This window comes from Streptomyces griseus subsp. griseus (assembly GCF_003610995.1).
Classification (GTDB): Bacteria; Actinomycetota; Actinomycetes; order Streptomycetales; family Streptomycetaceae; genus Streptomyces.
Genome location: NZ_CP032543.1, coordinates 3,500,560 through 3,515,562, shown reverse-complemented (window position 1 = coordinate 3,515,562; position 15,003 = coordinate 3,500,560). Strand labels below are relative to the sequence as shown.

Sequence of the window (15,003 nt, the reverse complement as noted above, 5' to 3'; positions counted from 1 at the left end):
GTGGACGCCGAGCTGACCAACAAGAGCCGGGACGCCATCAACGCGGCCACCGACAGGGCCGTGAAGGGCGGGCACCCCGATCTCACCCCCGCCCATCTGCTGCTCGCACTCCTGGCGGGCGAGGACAACGAGAACATCACCGACCTGCTCGCCGCCGTCGAGGCCGACCAGGCCGTCGTGCGCGGCGAGACCGAGCGGCTGCTCGGGACCCTGCCCAGCGTCACCGGCTCCACCGTCGCCCCGCCGCAGCCCAACCGCGAGCTGCTGGCCGTCATCCAGGACGCGGCCCAGCGGGCGAAGGAGCTGGGGGACGAATACCTCTCCACCGAGCATCTGCTCATCGGGATCGCCGCGAAGGGCGGGCGCGCCGGTGAGATCCTCGACGGGCAGGGTGCCGGTGCGAAGAAGCTGCTGGCCGCATTCGAGACGAGCAGGGGAGGGCGCCGCGTGACCACACCCGACCCGGAGGGCCAGTACAAGGCCCTGGAGAAGTTCGGCACCGACTTCACGGCCGCCGCGCGCGACGGCAAGCTGGACCCGGTCATCGGCCGCGACCAGGAGATCCGCCGCGTCGTGCAGGTGCTGTCGCGCCGCACGAAGAACAACCCGGTGCTCATCGGTGAGCCCGGCGTCGGCAAGACCGCCGTCGTCGAGGGGCTCGCCCAGCGCATCGTCAAGGGGGACGTCCCCGAGAGCCTGAAGAACAAGCGGCTCGTCTCGCTGGACCTCGGCGCGATGGTCGCGGGTGCGAAGTACCGCGGCGAGTTCGAGGAGCGCCTGAAGACCGTCCTCTCCGAGATCAAGGAGAGCGACGGCCAGATCATCACCTTCATCGACGAGCTGCACACCGTCGTCGGCGCCGGCGCTGGCGGCGACTCCGCCATGGACGCGGGCAACATGCTCAAGCCGATGCTGGCCCGCGGCGAGCTGCGCATGGTCGGCGCGACCACGCTGGACGAGTACCGCGAGCGCATCGAGAAGGACCCGGCCCTGGAGCGCCGCTTCCAGCAGGTGCTGGTCGCCGAGCCGTCCGTCGAGGACACCATCGCCATTCTCCGTGGTCTCAAGGGCCGTTACGAGGCCCACCACAAGGTCCAGATCGCGGACTCGGCGCTCGTCGCCGCGGCCACCCTCTCCGACCGCTACATCACCTCCCGCTTCCTCCCCGACAAGGCCATCGACCTGGTCGACGAGGCCGCCTCCCGGCTGCGGATGGAGATCGACTCCTCGCCCCTGGAGATCGACGAACTCCAGCGCTCCGTCGACCGGTTGCGCATGGAGGAGCTGGCCCTCAAGAACGAGTCCGACGCCGCCTCCAAGCAGCGCCTGGAGAAGCTGCGCCGCGACCTCGCCGACAGGGAGGAGGAGCTGCGCGGCCTCAACGCCCGCTGGGAGAAGGAGAAGCAGGGCCTCAACCGGGTCGGTGAGCTGAAGGAGCGCCTGGACGAGCTGCGCGGACAGGCCGAACGCGCCCAGCGCGACGGCGACTTCGACGCCGCCTCCAAGCTGCTGTACGGGGAGATCCCCGGTCTGGAGCGGGAGTTGGAGGAGGCCGCCGAGGCGGAGCAGGAGGCGTCCAAGGACACCATGGTCAAGGAGGAGGTCGGCCCGGACGACATCGCGGACGTCGTCGGCGCCTGGACCGGCATCCCGGCCGGGCGGCTGCTGGAGGGCGAGACCCAGAAGCTGCTGCGGATGGAGTCCGAGCTGGGCAAGCGGCTGATCGGGCAGAGCGAGGCCGTGCAGGCCGTCTCCGACGCCGTACGCCGGACCAGGGCGGGCATCGCCGACCCCGACCGGCCCACCGGGTCGTTCCTCTTCCTCGGGCCCACCGGCGTGGGTAAGACCGAGCTGGCCAAGGCGCTCGCGGACTTCCTCTTCGACGACGAGCGGGCCATGATCCGCATCGACATGAGCGAGTACGGCGAGAAGCACAGCGTCGCCCGGCTCGTCGGCGCCCCGCCCGGTTACGTCGGGTACGAGGAGGGCGGCCAGCTCACCGAGGCCGTCCGCCGCCGCCCGTACAGCGTCGTGCTCCTGGACGAGGTGGAGAAGGCCCACCCCGAGGTCTTCGACATCCTGCTCCAGGTCCTCGACGACGGCCGGCTCACCGACGGCCAGGGCCGCACGGTGGACTTCCGCAACACCATCCTCGTCCTCACCTCCAACCTCGGCAGCCAGTTCCTCATGGACCCCCTGGTCAAGCCCGAGGTCAAGAAGGAGCAGGTGCTGGAGGTGGTGCGGGCCTCCTTCAAGCCGGAGTTCGTCAACCGGCTGGACGACCTGGTGGTCTTCTCGGCGCTCTCCGGCGACGAGCTGGCCCACATCGCCAAGCTCCAGGTCGACCGCCTGGCGGCCCGCCTGGCCGACCGCCGCCTCACCCTGGACGTCACCCCCGAGGCGCTGGCCTGGCTCGCCGAGGAGGGCAACGACCCGGCGTACGGGGCGCGCCCGCTGCGCCGCCTCATCCAGACGGCGATCGGCGACCGGCTCGCCAAGGAGATCCTCTCCGGCGAGGTCACGGACGGTGACACCGTACGGGTGGACCGGGCCGAGGACGGCCTGATCGTCGGCCCGGCCGCGTAAGGCACCCGCCCGGCAGCCCGGGAAACCGGCCCGTACGGCCCCTCTCCGCACCCGCCGCGTGTCAGCTTGTGGCGGATAGGGGCCGTGCGGGCTTGCCATGCCCCGCCCGCCATGGGAGAGGATGGCCGCCAACCGCACGAAGGGAAATAACGGTGAGCATCGATCCGTCCTCGATTCCTAATTTCGGGGGCCAGCCCGAACCGCAGGCGGCAGGACCGGAGGGCCCCGTCGTCCCTGACCAGGACCTCGTCAAGCAGCTCCTCGACCAGATGGAGCTCAAGTACGTCGTCGACGACGAGGGCGACCTCGCCGCGCCGTGGGAAGAGTTCCGGACGTACTTCATGTTCCGGGGCGAGGACGAGCAGCAGGTCTTCTCGGTCCGTACGTTCTACGACCGCCCGCACGCCCTCGATCTGCGTCCCGTCCTCCTGGACGCCATCGACGACTGGAACCGCCGCACCCTGTGGCCCAAGGTCTACACCCACGCCCACGAGGGCGAGGAGGGCGAGGCGGGTTCCGTCCGGCTGATCGGTGAGGCGCAGATGCTCATCGGCACCGGCGTCAGCCTGGAGCACTTCGTCTCCTCGACGGTGAGCTGGGTGCGCGCCTCCATCGAGTTCGACAAGTGGCTCGTGGAGCGCCTCGGCCTCACCCCGGCCGAGGGCGGGACGGACGCCGAGGGCACGGAGTCCGCGGGCGCCTGACCCCTCGATCCAGCTAAGGCAGCGGCCCGGGAGGGCGGTCACCACGACCACCTCCCGGGCCGCTGCCGTGTCCGGGGCACCGGGTGTCGTGTCAGAGCCGCCGCAGCCGCTCCACCGCCTCCGCCAGCACGTCCTCGCGCTTGCAGAAGGTGAAGCGGACCTGGCTGCGGCCCGCCTCCGGATCGTCGTAGAAGACCGAGACCGGTACGGCGGCGACCCCGCAGCGTTCCGGGAGGGCGCGGCAGAAGGCGTAGGCGTCCTCCTCGCCGAACGGGGAGATGTCGGTGGTGATGAAGTACGTCCCCGCCGGCTCGTGGACCTGAAAGCCCGCGCTCCGCAGGCCCTCCGCGAGCAGGTCGCGCCTGCGGCGCATCCCCTCGCGGAACTCCGTGAAGAACGTGTCCGGCAGGTTCAGCGCCTCCGCGATCGCGTACTGGAACGGGCCGCCGCTCACGAACGTCAGGTACTGCTTCGCCGAGCGCACCGCCGTCACCAGCGGCGCGTCGGCCGTCACCCAGCCGATCTTCCAGCCGGTGTACGAGAAGGTCTTGCCGGCCGACGAGATGGAGACCGTCCGCTCGCGCATCCCCGGGAGGGCCGCGATCGGGTGGTGGGCGCCCTCGAACACGAGGTGCTCGTACACCTCGTCCGTCACCACCAGCAGGTCGTGCTCCACCGCCAGGGCCGCGATACCGCTCAGCTCCTCGGGGGTGAGGACCGCGCCGGTCGGGTTGTGCGGGGAGTTGAGCAGCAGCAGGCGGGTGCGCGGGGTGACCAGGGCGCGCAGTTCGTCGAGGTCCGGGCGGAAGGCGGGGGCGCGCAGCGTGAGGGGGACGCGGACGCCGCCCGCCAGGGCGATGCACGCGGCGTACGAGTCGTAGTACGGCTCGAAGGCGATGACCTCGTCGCCCGGCTCCACCAGCCCGAGCACGGCGGCGGCGATCGCCTCGGTGGCCCCGGTGGTGACCAGGACCTCGGTGTCGGGGGACCAGGTCAGGCCGTAGAACCGCTTCTGGTGGTCGGCGACGGCCGCGCGCAGCTCGGGGATGCCGGGGCCCGGCGGGTACTGGTTGCCGTGCCCGGCGCGCAGCGCCCGGACCGCCGCCTCCCGGATCTCCTCGGGGCCGTCGGTGTCGGGGAAGCCCTGGCCGAGGTTGATCGACCCGGTCCGCGCCGCCAGCGCGGACATCTCGGCGAAGATCGTCGTACCGAACCCGGCGAGGCGGCGGTTGAGCAGCGGTCGTCCCTGTGTCATGGGCGCCATCCTGCGCTGAAGCTCTGGAGTTGCTCAAGTCTGCTTTGGGCCGCGTGCGCCGGGGGGATCCCCCTGTCACGTGCGGGGGATCCCTCCGCACGGAGAGGCCGGGAACCGACGGGGGAACCGCGCTTCGGGGGAAGAGAAGGGGTGAGGGGCATGGGTGTCTTCATCACGGTGCTGATCGCTGTGGGGGTCCTGGTAGGTCTGGTGGTGTTCCTGGTGCGGGTGAGCAGCACCAGGAGCGGTCCGTCCCGCTCGGGCGCCAAGCGCCGGTCCGCCGCCGATGGCGGGGCGGGCGGCGGTGGCTGGTGGGCGGGCGGTGACAGCGGCGGCGACTCGTCCTCCGGCCACTCCCACCACTCGTCCTGCGGTTCGTCCTCCGGCCACTCCGGCCACTCGTCCTGCGGCTCCTCCTCCGGCCACTCCTGCGGCGGCGGCTCGTCGTGCGGCGGCGGTGGGGGCTGCGGCGGCAGCAGCTGACCGGGTCGTGAGGCCGTCACCGTGACGGTCGCCGCAACCGTAGAAACGGCCGTCACCGACAGTGACTCCGGCACCTGGCGCCCGAAGGTGAACTCCCTTCGGGCGCCCTGTCGTTGAGCCACGCAGGCGAAACTGGTTGAACAGTTGAACCGGGCTGCCCCCGGGGGGATGGAAACCACGTCAAGTTGGGTAAAAACGCTGCGAGTGCGGCGTACTTCGTGATTCCCTCGTTGAAGAGAACATTCAGCCCTCGGACCCCAGTTGGACCAGATCGGGCGCTCCCTCCTCCCACGCGCATGCCCAGGGGACGCCCGCTGTCCATGTGTCCATGTGTGTTTGCGGAGCCGACCCATGCTCACCACCCTCCAGACGGCCTACTCCGATACCCGCGCCGCCGACCTGGCCTGGACCCTGGGCCGGGAGCCGCTCCCCGCCCTCGCGGTCCTCGACCTCCAGCTCGGTGGCGCCGAGCTCCAGTTGAGGCTCCTCGGCGCCTCCCATCAGGTCCTCCTCCAGGAGGACCGCGGAGTCTGCTCCGAGACCGTTGCCTGTATGCCGGGCAGCAGTACCCCGCTCCCTCTCGGCGTCGCCAAGCGGCTCGGCGACTGGGAGTACGAATTCGCGGCCCGGGTCGAGACCCTGACGCAGGGGCAGTTCGCCGGGCGGGCGCAGGAGCTGCTCGCGCTCGTGAGCGATCACCCGCACGGCCTGGCGGGCACCTTCCCCGGCTCCCCGTACGCCTTCACCGCCATGCTCGCCCAGCGCATCGAGGGCCAGGTGCGTTGGCGCACCTGGCACGCGTACCCGCAGGAGGGGCAGTTGGTGGTCACCCGGACCCGGGTGGGGGTGCGCATCCCCGTGACCGCTGTCTGAGGGGTCCGGCCGGGGGCCGGGCGCCCCCGGCCCTCCACTTGCACCCTTGTGGGTGACAAGCAGCGACGGGGCAGTGACGTAGCGTTCGCCTCATGATCGACCAGCAGGTGTCGCTGCGAGGGGGCGCGGCGCGGCTTCCCGTACGGCCGAGGACCGGCCGGTTCCTCGTGCTGGCCGCCGTCTTCGTCTGCGCGGCCTGCGGCCTGGTCTACGAGCTGGAACTGGTCGCGCTCGCCTCCTACTTGATCGGCGACTCGGTCACCCAGGCCTCTGTCGTGCTCTCCGTGATGGTCTTCGCGATGGGTATCGGCTCCCTCCTCGCGAAACGTTTACGCTGCCACGCCGCCGTCGGGTTCGGGCTGATCGAGGCGGCCCTCGCGCTGATCGGCGGCTCCTCGGCGCTCGTGCTGTACGCGTCGTTCGCCTGGCTCGGCGAGTCGCAGTACGCGCTGGTCGGGTTCTCGCTGGCGATCGGGGTGCTGATCGGGGCGGAGATCCCGCTGCTGATGACGCTGATCCAGCGCGTCGACCGGCAGGACGCGGGCGGCGCGGTGGCCGACCTCTTCGCCGCCGACTACGTGGGCGCGCTCGTCGGCGGGCTGGCCTTCCCCTTCCTCCTGCTGCCGATGCTGGGGCAGCTCACCGGCGCGCTCCTCACCGGCGCGGTCAACGCGGCGGCCGGCGGGGCGCTGGTCCTGTGGGTGTTCCGGCGCGACCTCACCCCCCGCTCGCGCTGGCTCCTCGTGGCTGCCAACGTCTCGGTCATCGCCGTCCTGGCCACCGCCACGGTCCTGGTCGACGACTTCGAGCGGGCGGCGCGGCGGGCGGTCTACGGGGACCAGGTGCGGGTCGCCGTGCAGACCGGGGTGCAGGAGGTGGTCCTGACCGGCACCGACCGCGACTCCCTCGGCCTCTACCTGGACGGCCGGCTGAGGGTCAGCGCCCGCGACGAGCACCGCTACCACGAGGCGCTGGTCCACCCCGCGATGGACGGGCCCCGCGCCCGCGTCCTCATCCTGGGCGGCGGCGACGGGCTCGCCGCCCGTGAGGTCCTCCGCTACGGGGACGTCCGCTCGGTCACCGTCGTCGAGATCGACCCCGCCGTCACCCGGCTGGCCCGCACCGACCCCGCGCTCTCCGGGCTCAACGGCCACGTCTACCGCGACCCGCGCCTCACCGCCGTCGGCGCGGACGCCTTCACCTGGCTGCGGGCCGACCACCAGCGGTACGACGTGGTGATCTCCGACCTGCCGGACCCGGGGGTCACGGCCAGTACGAAGCTGTACTCCGCCGAGTTCTACGGGCTGATCGCCGAGGCCCTGGCCCCCCGTGGGCGCCTGGTGGTCCACGCGGGCCCGCCGGTGGTCCGGCCGCACACCTTCTGGACGGTGGATGCCTCGGTACGGGCGGTGGGCCTCGCGACCCGCCCGTACCGCATCCCGGGCCGCCCCTCCGGCTTCACCGCCAGCCCCGACCGGCTCGGCTCCGGGGACCGGCCCCCGGAGGACTGGGGCTTCCTCCTCGCGGCGGCCGGGGCGGTGGGGGAGCCGGGGCTGGCCGCCGGGGCGCCCGCACTGCGGTCGCTGAGGGCGCCGGAGCTACGGGACGGGGCCCGGGCGGCGGACCGGCTGCGGCTGCCGGGGCAGGTGCCGTCCACGCTGATCCACCCGCGCTACTGGGAGGAGGCGTGAAGGTGGAGGCGTGCGGGTCGGGCGGGGGGAAGCCCTGACGTGCCGGCCGGGGGCGATTAGGCTCGGGAGCTATGGAGCATCAGGTGTTCGTCCCGGTCCCGGTCCCGGCTCTGCGGCGCACGCTGGGTGACCCCGTCCGGGTCGCCCGCTGCGTACCGGGGATCCAGCAGGACGCCGACGCGGCGGCCGCGCCGCTGGCGGGCCGGCTGAAGTTCCGGGCCGGCGGCCACACCATCACCTACCGGGGCGAGCTGAAGCTCTCCGGTCCCGGCCCGCGTTACTCGCTCACCGGGGAGGGCGTGGAGGCCCGGGGGACCGGTGCGGTGAAGCTGGCCCTGACCATCGCCCTCACGGAGACGGACGGCGGGACGACCCTCGTGTACAGCGGCACGGCGAGCGGTGACGGCCGCCTGGCCGAGCTGGCGGAGGGCGCGGCGCTCGCGGCGGCCCAGCGGCTCCTGGACCGCTTCACCCAGCAGCTTGTGACCGAGACGCTGGCCGCGCGTGAGGGGGGCGGTGGCGTGTCGGCGGAGGGCGGCGCGGAGGACGGCCTTGCGCCGGAGAGCGGCCCGGAGGGCGGCGGCGCGGTGGATGGCGGTGCTTCGGAGGACGGCGGCGCGGAGGACGTGTCGGCGGAGGGGCTGGAGGGGGACGTCGAGGGGGCGGGGGGCGGTGTGCCGGGCGGTGAGCGGCCCGGCAGCGAGCCGTCGGGCAGCCAGTCGGAGGGTGATGCGCCGTCCGGTGATGCGCCGTCCGGTGACGAGGCCTCTGCCGGTACGGGTGCCGTCGGCGAGGCGGCCTCTGCCGGTACGGACGCCGGCGATGAACCCGCTGGGTCCGGCGAACCCGCCGAGCCCGCCTCCGTATTCGACTCGCCCGTCCCCCCGCCCGCCCTCGACCCCGTCGCCGGAGTGGAGTTCACCGTTCCGGACGAGCCGCCCGCCGAGGCCGCGCACGCCCGTCGCACCATGATCGGCCGCAGCGCGGAGGAGGTCGACCACGCGCCCCCGCGCGGCCGGTACGCCCCCGTGCCCTCGCCGGACGCGGGCGGGGCGGGCACCACCCTGCGCTGGGTCGCCCCGGCCGCCGCCCTCGCGCTGGCTTCCGCCGTGGTGCTGGGCAGGGCGTTGCGGCGCCGCAGGTGAGGCACCGCCAGTAGGGTCGTCGGGTGAGCAGCAGCGAAGAGAGCACCCGTAGCGAAGAGAACGTCAGGCTGAGCGCCGGCGACGCCGAGTTGACCGTCGACCCCGCCCACGGCTGCCGGATCAGCAGCCTGCGGATCGGCGCCACCGAACTGCTGCGCCAGGGCGGGCGGTACGGCTGCTTCCCGATGGTTCCCTGGTGCGGGCGTACCGGGTACGGGCAGTTCCGCAACGGCGACACCGCCCACCAACTGCCCCTGAACTCCCCGCCGCACGCCATCCACGGCACCGGCCGGGACACCGCCTGGCGGACCGCCCACGTGGACAAGGCGCAGGCGGCCTTCTACTACGACCTCGCCGAGCCCTGGCCGTACGAGGGCCGGGTCACCCAGACCTTCGAGCTGACCGAGGACACCCTGACGCTGGGCCTCGCCGTCGAGACGTACGGCACCTCCTTCCCGGCCCAGGCGGGCTGGCACCCCTGGTTCCACCGCAACCTCGAGGGCCGGGACGCCGAGCTCTCCTTCGACGCCGCCTGGCAGGAGGAGCGCGGCGAGGACCACCTGCCGACCGGCCGCCGCATCGACCCCGTACCGGGTCCGTGGGACGACTGCTTCGGGATGCCCGACGGTGTCGACGTGAAGCTCACCTGGCCGGAGCAGCTGGAGCTGACGGTCAGGAGCCGCAGCGAGTGGGTCGTGATCTACGACGAGCAGGACGAGGCCGTCTGCGTGGAGCCGCAGTCCGGGCCGCCGAACGGGCTGAACACCGCGCCCCGGCTGGTCACCCCCATCGACCCGCTGGAGATGACCACCACCTGGAGCTGGGCGCGGCTCTGAGGCGGGCGCCGGAACCGCTTACCCTCGTGTCCATGACTGACGTACGCGCTGACCTGCTCCAGCAGATCAAGGACAAGGCCGTGGTGCACGGCAAGGTGACCCTCTCCTCGGGTCTGGAAGCCGACTGGTACATCGACCTGCGCCGGATCACGCTGGACGGCAAGGCCGCACCACTGGTCGGCCAGGCCATGCTGGACGCCACCGCGGAGCTGGACTACGACTGCGTGGGCGGGCTGACGCTCGGCGCCGACCCGGTCGCCACCTCGATGCTCCACGCCTCCGCCGCGCGCGGTGGGAGCCTGGACGCGTTCGTCGTCCGCAAGGCGCAGAAGGCGCACGGGATGCAGCGCCGGATCGAGGGCACCGACGTGAAGGGCCGCCGCTGCCTGGTCGTCGAGGACACCTCCACCACCGGCGGTTCGCCGCTGACCGCCGTCGAGGCCGTACGGGAGGCGGGCGGCGAGGTCGTCGCCGTCGCCGTGATCGTGGAGCGGGGGGCCGCTCCGGCCATCGCCGAGGCCGGGCTGCCGTACATCCAGGTCTACTCGGTGGCCGACCTCGGCCTCGCCTGAGCCGAGAACGGACCCGGCGGAAGAGGACCTGGCGAAAGAGGGCCCGGCGGACGTTTCACGTGAAACAGGGTCCGCCGGGTGGAGCCGGATGAGGAGTCTGGGAAGATGGGGGCGACGATGACGTCGCCCCCAGGTCAGGGACTTACACGCCTGTACACCCGCACATCCCAAGGAGCGGTCAGATGCCCATCGCAACCCCCGAGGCTTACGCCGAGATGCTCGACCGGGCCAAGGCGGGCAAGTTCGCCTACCCGGCCATCAATGTCACCTCGACGCAGACCCTGCACGCGGCTCTGCGCGGCTTCGCGGAGGCCGAGAGCGACGGCATCGTCCAGATCTCCACGGGCGGTGCGGAGTTCCTGGGCGGCCAGTACAACAAGGACATGGTCACGGGCGCGGTCGCCCTGGCCGAGTTCGCGCACATCGTCGCCGCCAAGTACGACGTCACCATCGCGCTGCACACGGACCACTGCCCCAAGGACAAGCTGGACGGGTACGTACGTCCGCTGCTCGCCGTCTCCGCCGAGCGCGTCGCCAAGGGTCTGAACCCGCTGTTCCAGTCCCACATGTGGGATGGCTCGGCCGAGACCCTCGCCGACAACCTGTCCATCGGCCAGGAGCTGCTGGCCCAGGCCGCCGCCGCCAAGATCATCCTTGAGGTCGAGATCACCCCGACCGGCGGCGAGGAGGACGGCGTCACGCACGAGATCAACGACGAGCTGTACACGACCGTCGACGACGCGCTGCGCACCGCCGAGGCGCTCGGCCTGGGTGAGAAGGGCCGCTACCTGCTGGCCGCCTCCTTCGGCAACGTCCACGGTGTCTACAAGCCGGGCAACGTCGTGCTCCGCCCCGAGCTGCTGAAGGACCTCCAGGCGGGCGTCTCGGAGAAGTACGGCAAGCCGGCCGGCAGCCAGCCGTTCGACTTCGTCTTCCACGGCGGCTCGGGCTCCACCGCCGAGGAGATCGCCACCGCGCTGGAGAACGGCGTCGTGAAGATGAATCTCGACACCGACACCCAGTACGCCTTCACCCGCCCGGTCGTGGACCACATGTTCCGCAACTACGACGGTGTCCTGAAGGTCGACGGCGAGGTCGGCAACAAGAAGACCTACGACCCCCGCACCTGGGGCAAGGCCGCCGAGGCGGGCATGGCCGTGCGCGTCACCGAGGCGTGCGCGAACCTGCGCTCCACGGGTACGAAGCTGAAGTAGGCAGTACACGAGTACGGATGTACGGCCTCGGGCCCGGTCCTCCTTCCCAGGGAGGCCGGGCCCGTTGCCGTGCCGAGAGCAACAAGAGCAACGAGAGCAAGGAGGGCCGCTCGTGGCCGCGCTGTACGACTTCGACACCGCCGTCGACCGCCGGGGCACCTGGTGCGTCCAGTGGGACGGGGTGGCGGACCGGTTCGGGGTCGACGGGCTGCTCCCGTTCACCATCTCCGACATGGACTTCGCCACCGCCCCCGAGGTGCTGGCCGCGCTGCGGGCCCGGCTGGAGCACGGCGTCTTCGGCTACACCACCTGGCAGCAGGACGACTTCCGCTCGGCCATCGCGCACTGGTACGCGACGCGGTACGGCACCGAGATCGACACCGGGCAGCTGGTGTACGGGCCGTCCGTGCTCAACCAGCTCTCCCAGCTCCTCCAGATGTGGACGGGCGAGGGGGACGGGGTCGTCGTCCACACCCCCACGTACGACGGTTTCCGCAAGGCGGTCACCGGGCTCGGGCGGGAGCTGCGCGGGGTGGCGGTGGGGGACTGGGAGGCGTTGGAGCGGGAGCTGTCCCGGGCGGACGCGAAGGTTCTGGTGCTCTGTTCGCCGCACAATCCGACCGGCCGGGTCTGGACGGCCGCCGAGCTGACCCGGACGGCGGAGCTGGCGGGGCGGCACGGAGTGGCGGTGATCAGCGACGAGATCCATGCGGACTTCGTGCATGAGGGGTATGCCCATGTGCCCTGGGTGCGGGTGGTGGGGGCCGGGTCCGGGGGTGGTCGCTGGGCGGTCGTCTCCTCCGGGTCGAAGGCCTTCAACTTTCCGGCGCTGACCGGGTCGTACGGGCTGATCGGGGATCCGGCGGACCGGGCGGAGTACCTGCGGCGGATGGAGACGGCGGAGGGGCTGGCGTCCCCGGCGGTGCTGTCGCTGACGGCGCACATCGCGGCGTACCGGGAGGGCGGGCCGTGGCTGGACGCGGTGCGGGCCTATGTGGCGGGGAACCTGGCGTACGTGGCGGAAAGGCTGGCGGCGGACCTGCCCGAGCTGGGGTGGGAGCCGCCGCAGGCCGGATACCTGGCGTGGATCGACCTGCGGGCGGCGGGGGTGGACGACGCGGAGTTGCAGCGGGTGCTGGTGGAGCGGGAGAAGGTGGCGATCATGGGGGGTGCGGTTTATGGGGCGCCGGGGTTCGTGCGGGTGAACGTGGGGTGCCCGCGGGGGAAGGTGGAGCGGGGGGTGGAGGCGTTGATCCGGGCGGTGCGGGTGGTGGGGGCCGTGCGGTAGCCGGGTGGTTTCGGGGGCGCTGCCCCGGGCCCCCGGCTCCTCGATCGCCGGAGGGGCTCACTGTGTGCCGGCCCCCGGGATGGGTTTTCCTTAATCGCCGGAGGGGCTTGAGGGGGGCCGGAGAGGCTTGAGGGTGGCCGGGAGGGCTCCTTTTGTATGGGCCTTCCGCTGCGAGGGCCCCCGGGACGGGGCAAGCTGGCCCCATGGTCGCTGCCTCCGTTCCCGGGGAGATCCGGGTTGCCTCGCCTGTCGGGCGTTGGGTCGTGCTCACCACCGTGCTCGGGTCCGCGATGGCGATGCTGGACTCGACCGTCATCAACGTCGCCCTGCCCCGCATCGGCGCCGACCTCGACACCGATCTGGCCGCGCTCCAGTGGACCGTCAACGCGTACATGCTCACGCTCGCCGGGCTGATCCTGCTGGGCGGGGCGCTCGGGGACCGGTACGGGCGGCGGCGGGTGTTCGTGGTGGGGGTGGTGTGGTTCGCCGCCGCCTCGCTGCTCTGCGGGATCGCGCCGAACGCGGGGGTGCTCATCGCGGCCCGGGCCCTGCAAGGCGTCGGCGGTGCGCTGCTCACGCCGGGGTCCCTCGCCCTCATCCAGGCCAGCTTCCATCCCGACGACCGGGCGCGGGCCGTGGGGCTCTGGTCCGGGTTCGGCGGGGTGGGGGCGGCCGTGGGGCCGTTCGTGGGCGGGTGGCTCGTGGACGGGCCCGGGTGGCGGTGGGTGTTCCTGCTCAACCTGCCGCTCGCCGCGATCTGCGTCCCCGTCGCCCTCCGCCACGTACCGGAGTCGCGTGATCCGGCGGCGCACGGCCGGTTCGACGTGGTGGGGGCCGCGCTCGGGGCCCTTGCCCTGGCCGGGGTGACCTACGCGCTGATCGAGGCGCCGGGGCGGGGCGCCTCGCCGCTCGTGATCGGGGCGGCGCTCGGCGGGGTGCTGCTCGGGGTGGCGTTCGTGCTGGTGGAGCAGCGGCGGGCCGATCCGATGCTGCCGCCGTCGATCTTCCGCTCGCGGCTGTTCACCTCGGTCAACCTGGTGACGTTCTGCGTGTACGCGGCCCTCGGCGGGTTCTTCTTCCTCTCGGCGATCCAGCTCCAGGTGGTGGCCGGGTACTCGGCGCTGGGGGCCGGCACCGCGCTGCTGCCGACCACGGTGCTGATGCTGCTGTTCTCCGCCTGGTCGGGGGAGCTGGGGCGGCGGATCGGGCCGCGCATCCCGCTCACGGTGGGGCCGCTGCTGGCCGCCACCGGGATGCTCCTGATGCTGCGGGTGGGGCCGGGCAGTGCGTCCTTCGGCGGGTACGTCGGTGAGGTGCTGCCCGCCGTCGCGGTGCTGGGCGCCGGGCTCGTCGTGGTCGTGGCGCCGCTCACCGCGACGGTCCTGGCCGCGGTGGACACCGGGCGGGCCGGGCTGGCCAGCGGGATCAACAACGCGGCCGCGCGGGCGGCCGGGCTGATCGCGGTGGCCGCGCTGCCGCTGCTCGCCGGGATGGGCCCGGAGGCGTACCGGGACGCGGGGGAGTTCGCGGCGACCTTCCGGCGGGCGATGCCGATGTGCGCCGGGCTGCTGGTGCTGGGCGCGGTCGTCGCCTGCTGGACCGTCCGCACCCCGCCGGCCACCCCGGCGCGGGAACGGGAGGAGGAACGGCCCGAGTGCACCGTCCACTGCGGCATCGTGGCCCCGCCGCTGGAGCCGGAGCGGGCCCGGGAAGCGGGGCGGTGAGCCACCTCCGGGCCCGCGTGGTGAGCCGCCCCCAGCCGTGCCCCGGGCCCGCGTGGTGAGCCGCCCCCGGGAGATGCCCCGGGGGACGCGGGCCCGGGGTGTCCCCGGCACCCCGGGCGTGGACGGTGAGCCCGCCCTCTGAACGCGCCCCGTGTGGTGTCACCCGCGCCCCGGTCCAGGCACACTTGATCCATGTCCATCCACGAGAACCTTCTCGGGGGCCCCGCCCCGACCCACCTGCCCGACGACCCCGAGCCGCGCGAGCTGCTCGCCGCCGGTACCCCGCCCGCCGAGGTCGCCGCGAAGTACCCCACCTCCTCGCTCGCCTGGGCGCAGCTCGCCGACGAGGCGTACGAGGGCGGCCGGGTCATCGAGTCGTACGCGTACGCCCGTACCGGCTACCACCGCGGCCTCGACTCCCTGCGCCGGGCCGGCTGGAAGGGCCACGGCCCCGTACCGTTCGAGCACGAGCCGAACCGTGGCTTCCTGCGCGCCCTGCACGCCCTCGCCCGGGCCGCCGGGTCCATCGGGGAGACCGAGGAGCACGAGCGCTGCTCGACGTTCCTGCGCGACTCCTCGCCGACCGCCGCCGACATCCTGGGCTGAGCAGCCCTCCCCTGAGCCGCTCCCCG

At 72.7% G+C, this 15,003-nt stretch carries 13 protein-coding genes; 12 read left to right on the top strand and 1 reads right to left on the bottom strand.

The features are described from left to right. Positions 1-2,586: an ATP-dependent chaperone ClpB gene (gene clpB / locus D6270_RS15645; protein ID WP_109164852.1), complete on the top strand. Its 2,586-nt coding sequence runs from the start codon at positions 1-3 to the stop codon at positions 2,584-2,586. 152 nt (positions 2,587-2,738) lie between these two features. After that, positions 2,739-3,290: a YbjN domain-containing protein gene (locus D6270_RS15640; protein WP_109164853.1), complete on the top strand. Its 552-nt coding sequence runs from the start codon at positions 2,739-2,741 to the stop codon at positions 3,288-3,290. 91 nt (positions 3,291-3,381) lie between these two features. On the opposite strand, the gene D6270_RS15635 is transcribed toward D6270_RS15640, so the two are convergent. Next, positions 3,382-4,545, bottom strand: coding sequence for a pyridoxal phosphate-dependent aminotransferase (locus D6270_RS15635; RefSeq protein WP_109164854.1), 1,164 nt, complete (start codon positions 4,543-4,545; stop codon positions 3,382-3,384). 159 nt (positions 4,546-4,704) lie between these two features. Between D6270_RS15635 and D6270_RS15630 the strand changes: the two genes are divergently transcribed. The 10 genes from D6270_RS15630 (at position 4,705) to D6270_RS15585 (ending at position 14,977) form a co-directional block, all read left to right on the top strand. Further along, on the top strand, positions 4,705-5,028 hold the full coding sequence (locus D6270_RS15630) for a hypothetical protein (protein ID WP_109164855.1): 324 nt from the start codon (positions 4,705-4,707) through the stop codon (positions 5,026-5,028). Positions 5,029-5,379: 351 nt separating this feature from the next. Further along, complete coding sequence (locus D6270_RS15625) at positions 5,380-5,901, top strand: DUF2617 family protein (RefSeq protein WP_109164856.1); 522 nt, start codon at positions 5,380-5,382, stop codon at positions 5,899-5,901. A gap of 92 nt (positions 5,902-5,993) precedes the next feature. Then, positions 5,994-7,592: a polyamine aminopropyltransferase gene (locus tag D6270_RS15620; RefSeq protein ID WP_109164857.1), complete on the top strand. Its 1,599-nt coding sequence runs from the start codon at positions 5,994-5,996 to the stop codon at positions 7,590-7,592. 71 nt (positions 7,593-7,663) lie between these two features. Continuing rightward, positions 7,664-8,737 (top strand): SRPBCC family protein, encoded by a 1,074-nt coding sequence (locus D6270_RS15615; RefSeq protein WP_109164858.1) that lies wholly within the window; start codon positions 7,664-7,666, stop codon positions 8,735-8,737. A gap of 23 nt (positions 8,738-8,760) precedes the next feature. After that, positions 8,761-9,573 (top strand): aldose epimerase family protein, encoded by an 813-nt coding sequence (locus D6270_RS15610; protein WP_391040802.1) that lies wholly within the window; start codon positions 8,761-8,763, stop codon positions 9,571-9,573. A gap of 32 nt (positions 9,574-9,605) precedes the next feature. Further along, positions 9,606-10,145 carry an orotate phosphoribosyltransferase gene (pyrE, locus tag D6270_RS15605; RefSeq protein ID WP_109167425.1) on the top strand — a complete coding sequence of 180 codons (540 nt, stop codon included), beginning with the start codon at positions 9,606-9,608 and terminating at the stop codon, positions 10,143-10,145. 182 nt (positions 10,146-10,327) lie between these two features. Next, positions 10,328-11,359: a class II fructose-bisphosphate aldolase gene (gene fbaA / locus D6270_RS15600; protein ID WP_109164859.1), complete on the top strand. Its 1,032-nt coding sequence runs from the start codon at positions 10,328-10,330 to the stop codon at positions 11,357-11,359. Positions 11,360-11,471: 112 nt separating this feature from the next. Continuing rightward, on the top strand, positions 11,472-12,647 hold the full coding sequence (locus D6270_RS15595) for a MalY/PatB family protein (protein WP_109164860.1): 1,176 nt from the start codon (positions 11,472-11,474) through the stop codon (positions 12,645-12,647). A 203-nt stretch (positions 12,648-12,850) separates the two neighbouring features. Further along, positions 12,851-14,371, top strand: coding sequence for a DHA2 family efflux MFS transporter permease subunit (locus D6270_RS15590; protein ID WP_109164861.1), 1,521 nt, complete (start codon positions 12,851-12,853; stop codon positions 14,369-14,371). Positions 14,372-14,563: 192 nt separating this feature from the next. After that, a complete protein-coding gene (locus tag D6270_RS15585; RefSeq protein ID WP_109164862.1) occupies positions 14,564-14,977 on the top strand; it encodes a DUF3151 domain-containing protein in 414 nt (137 codons plus the stop codon). Positions 14,978-15,003: the final 26 nt, after the last annotated feature.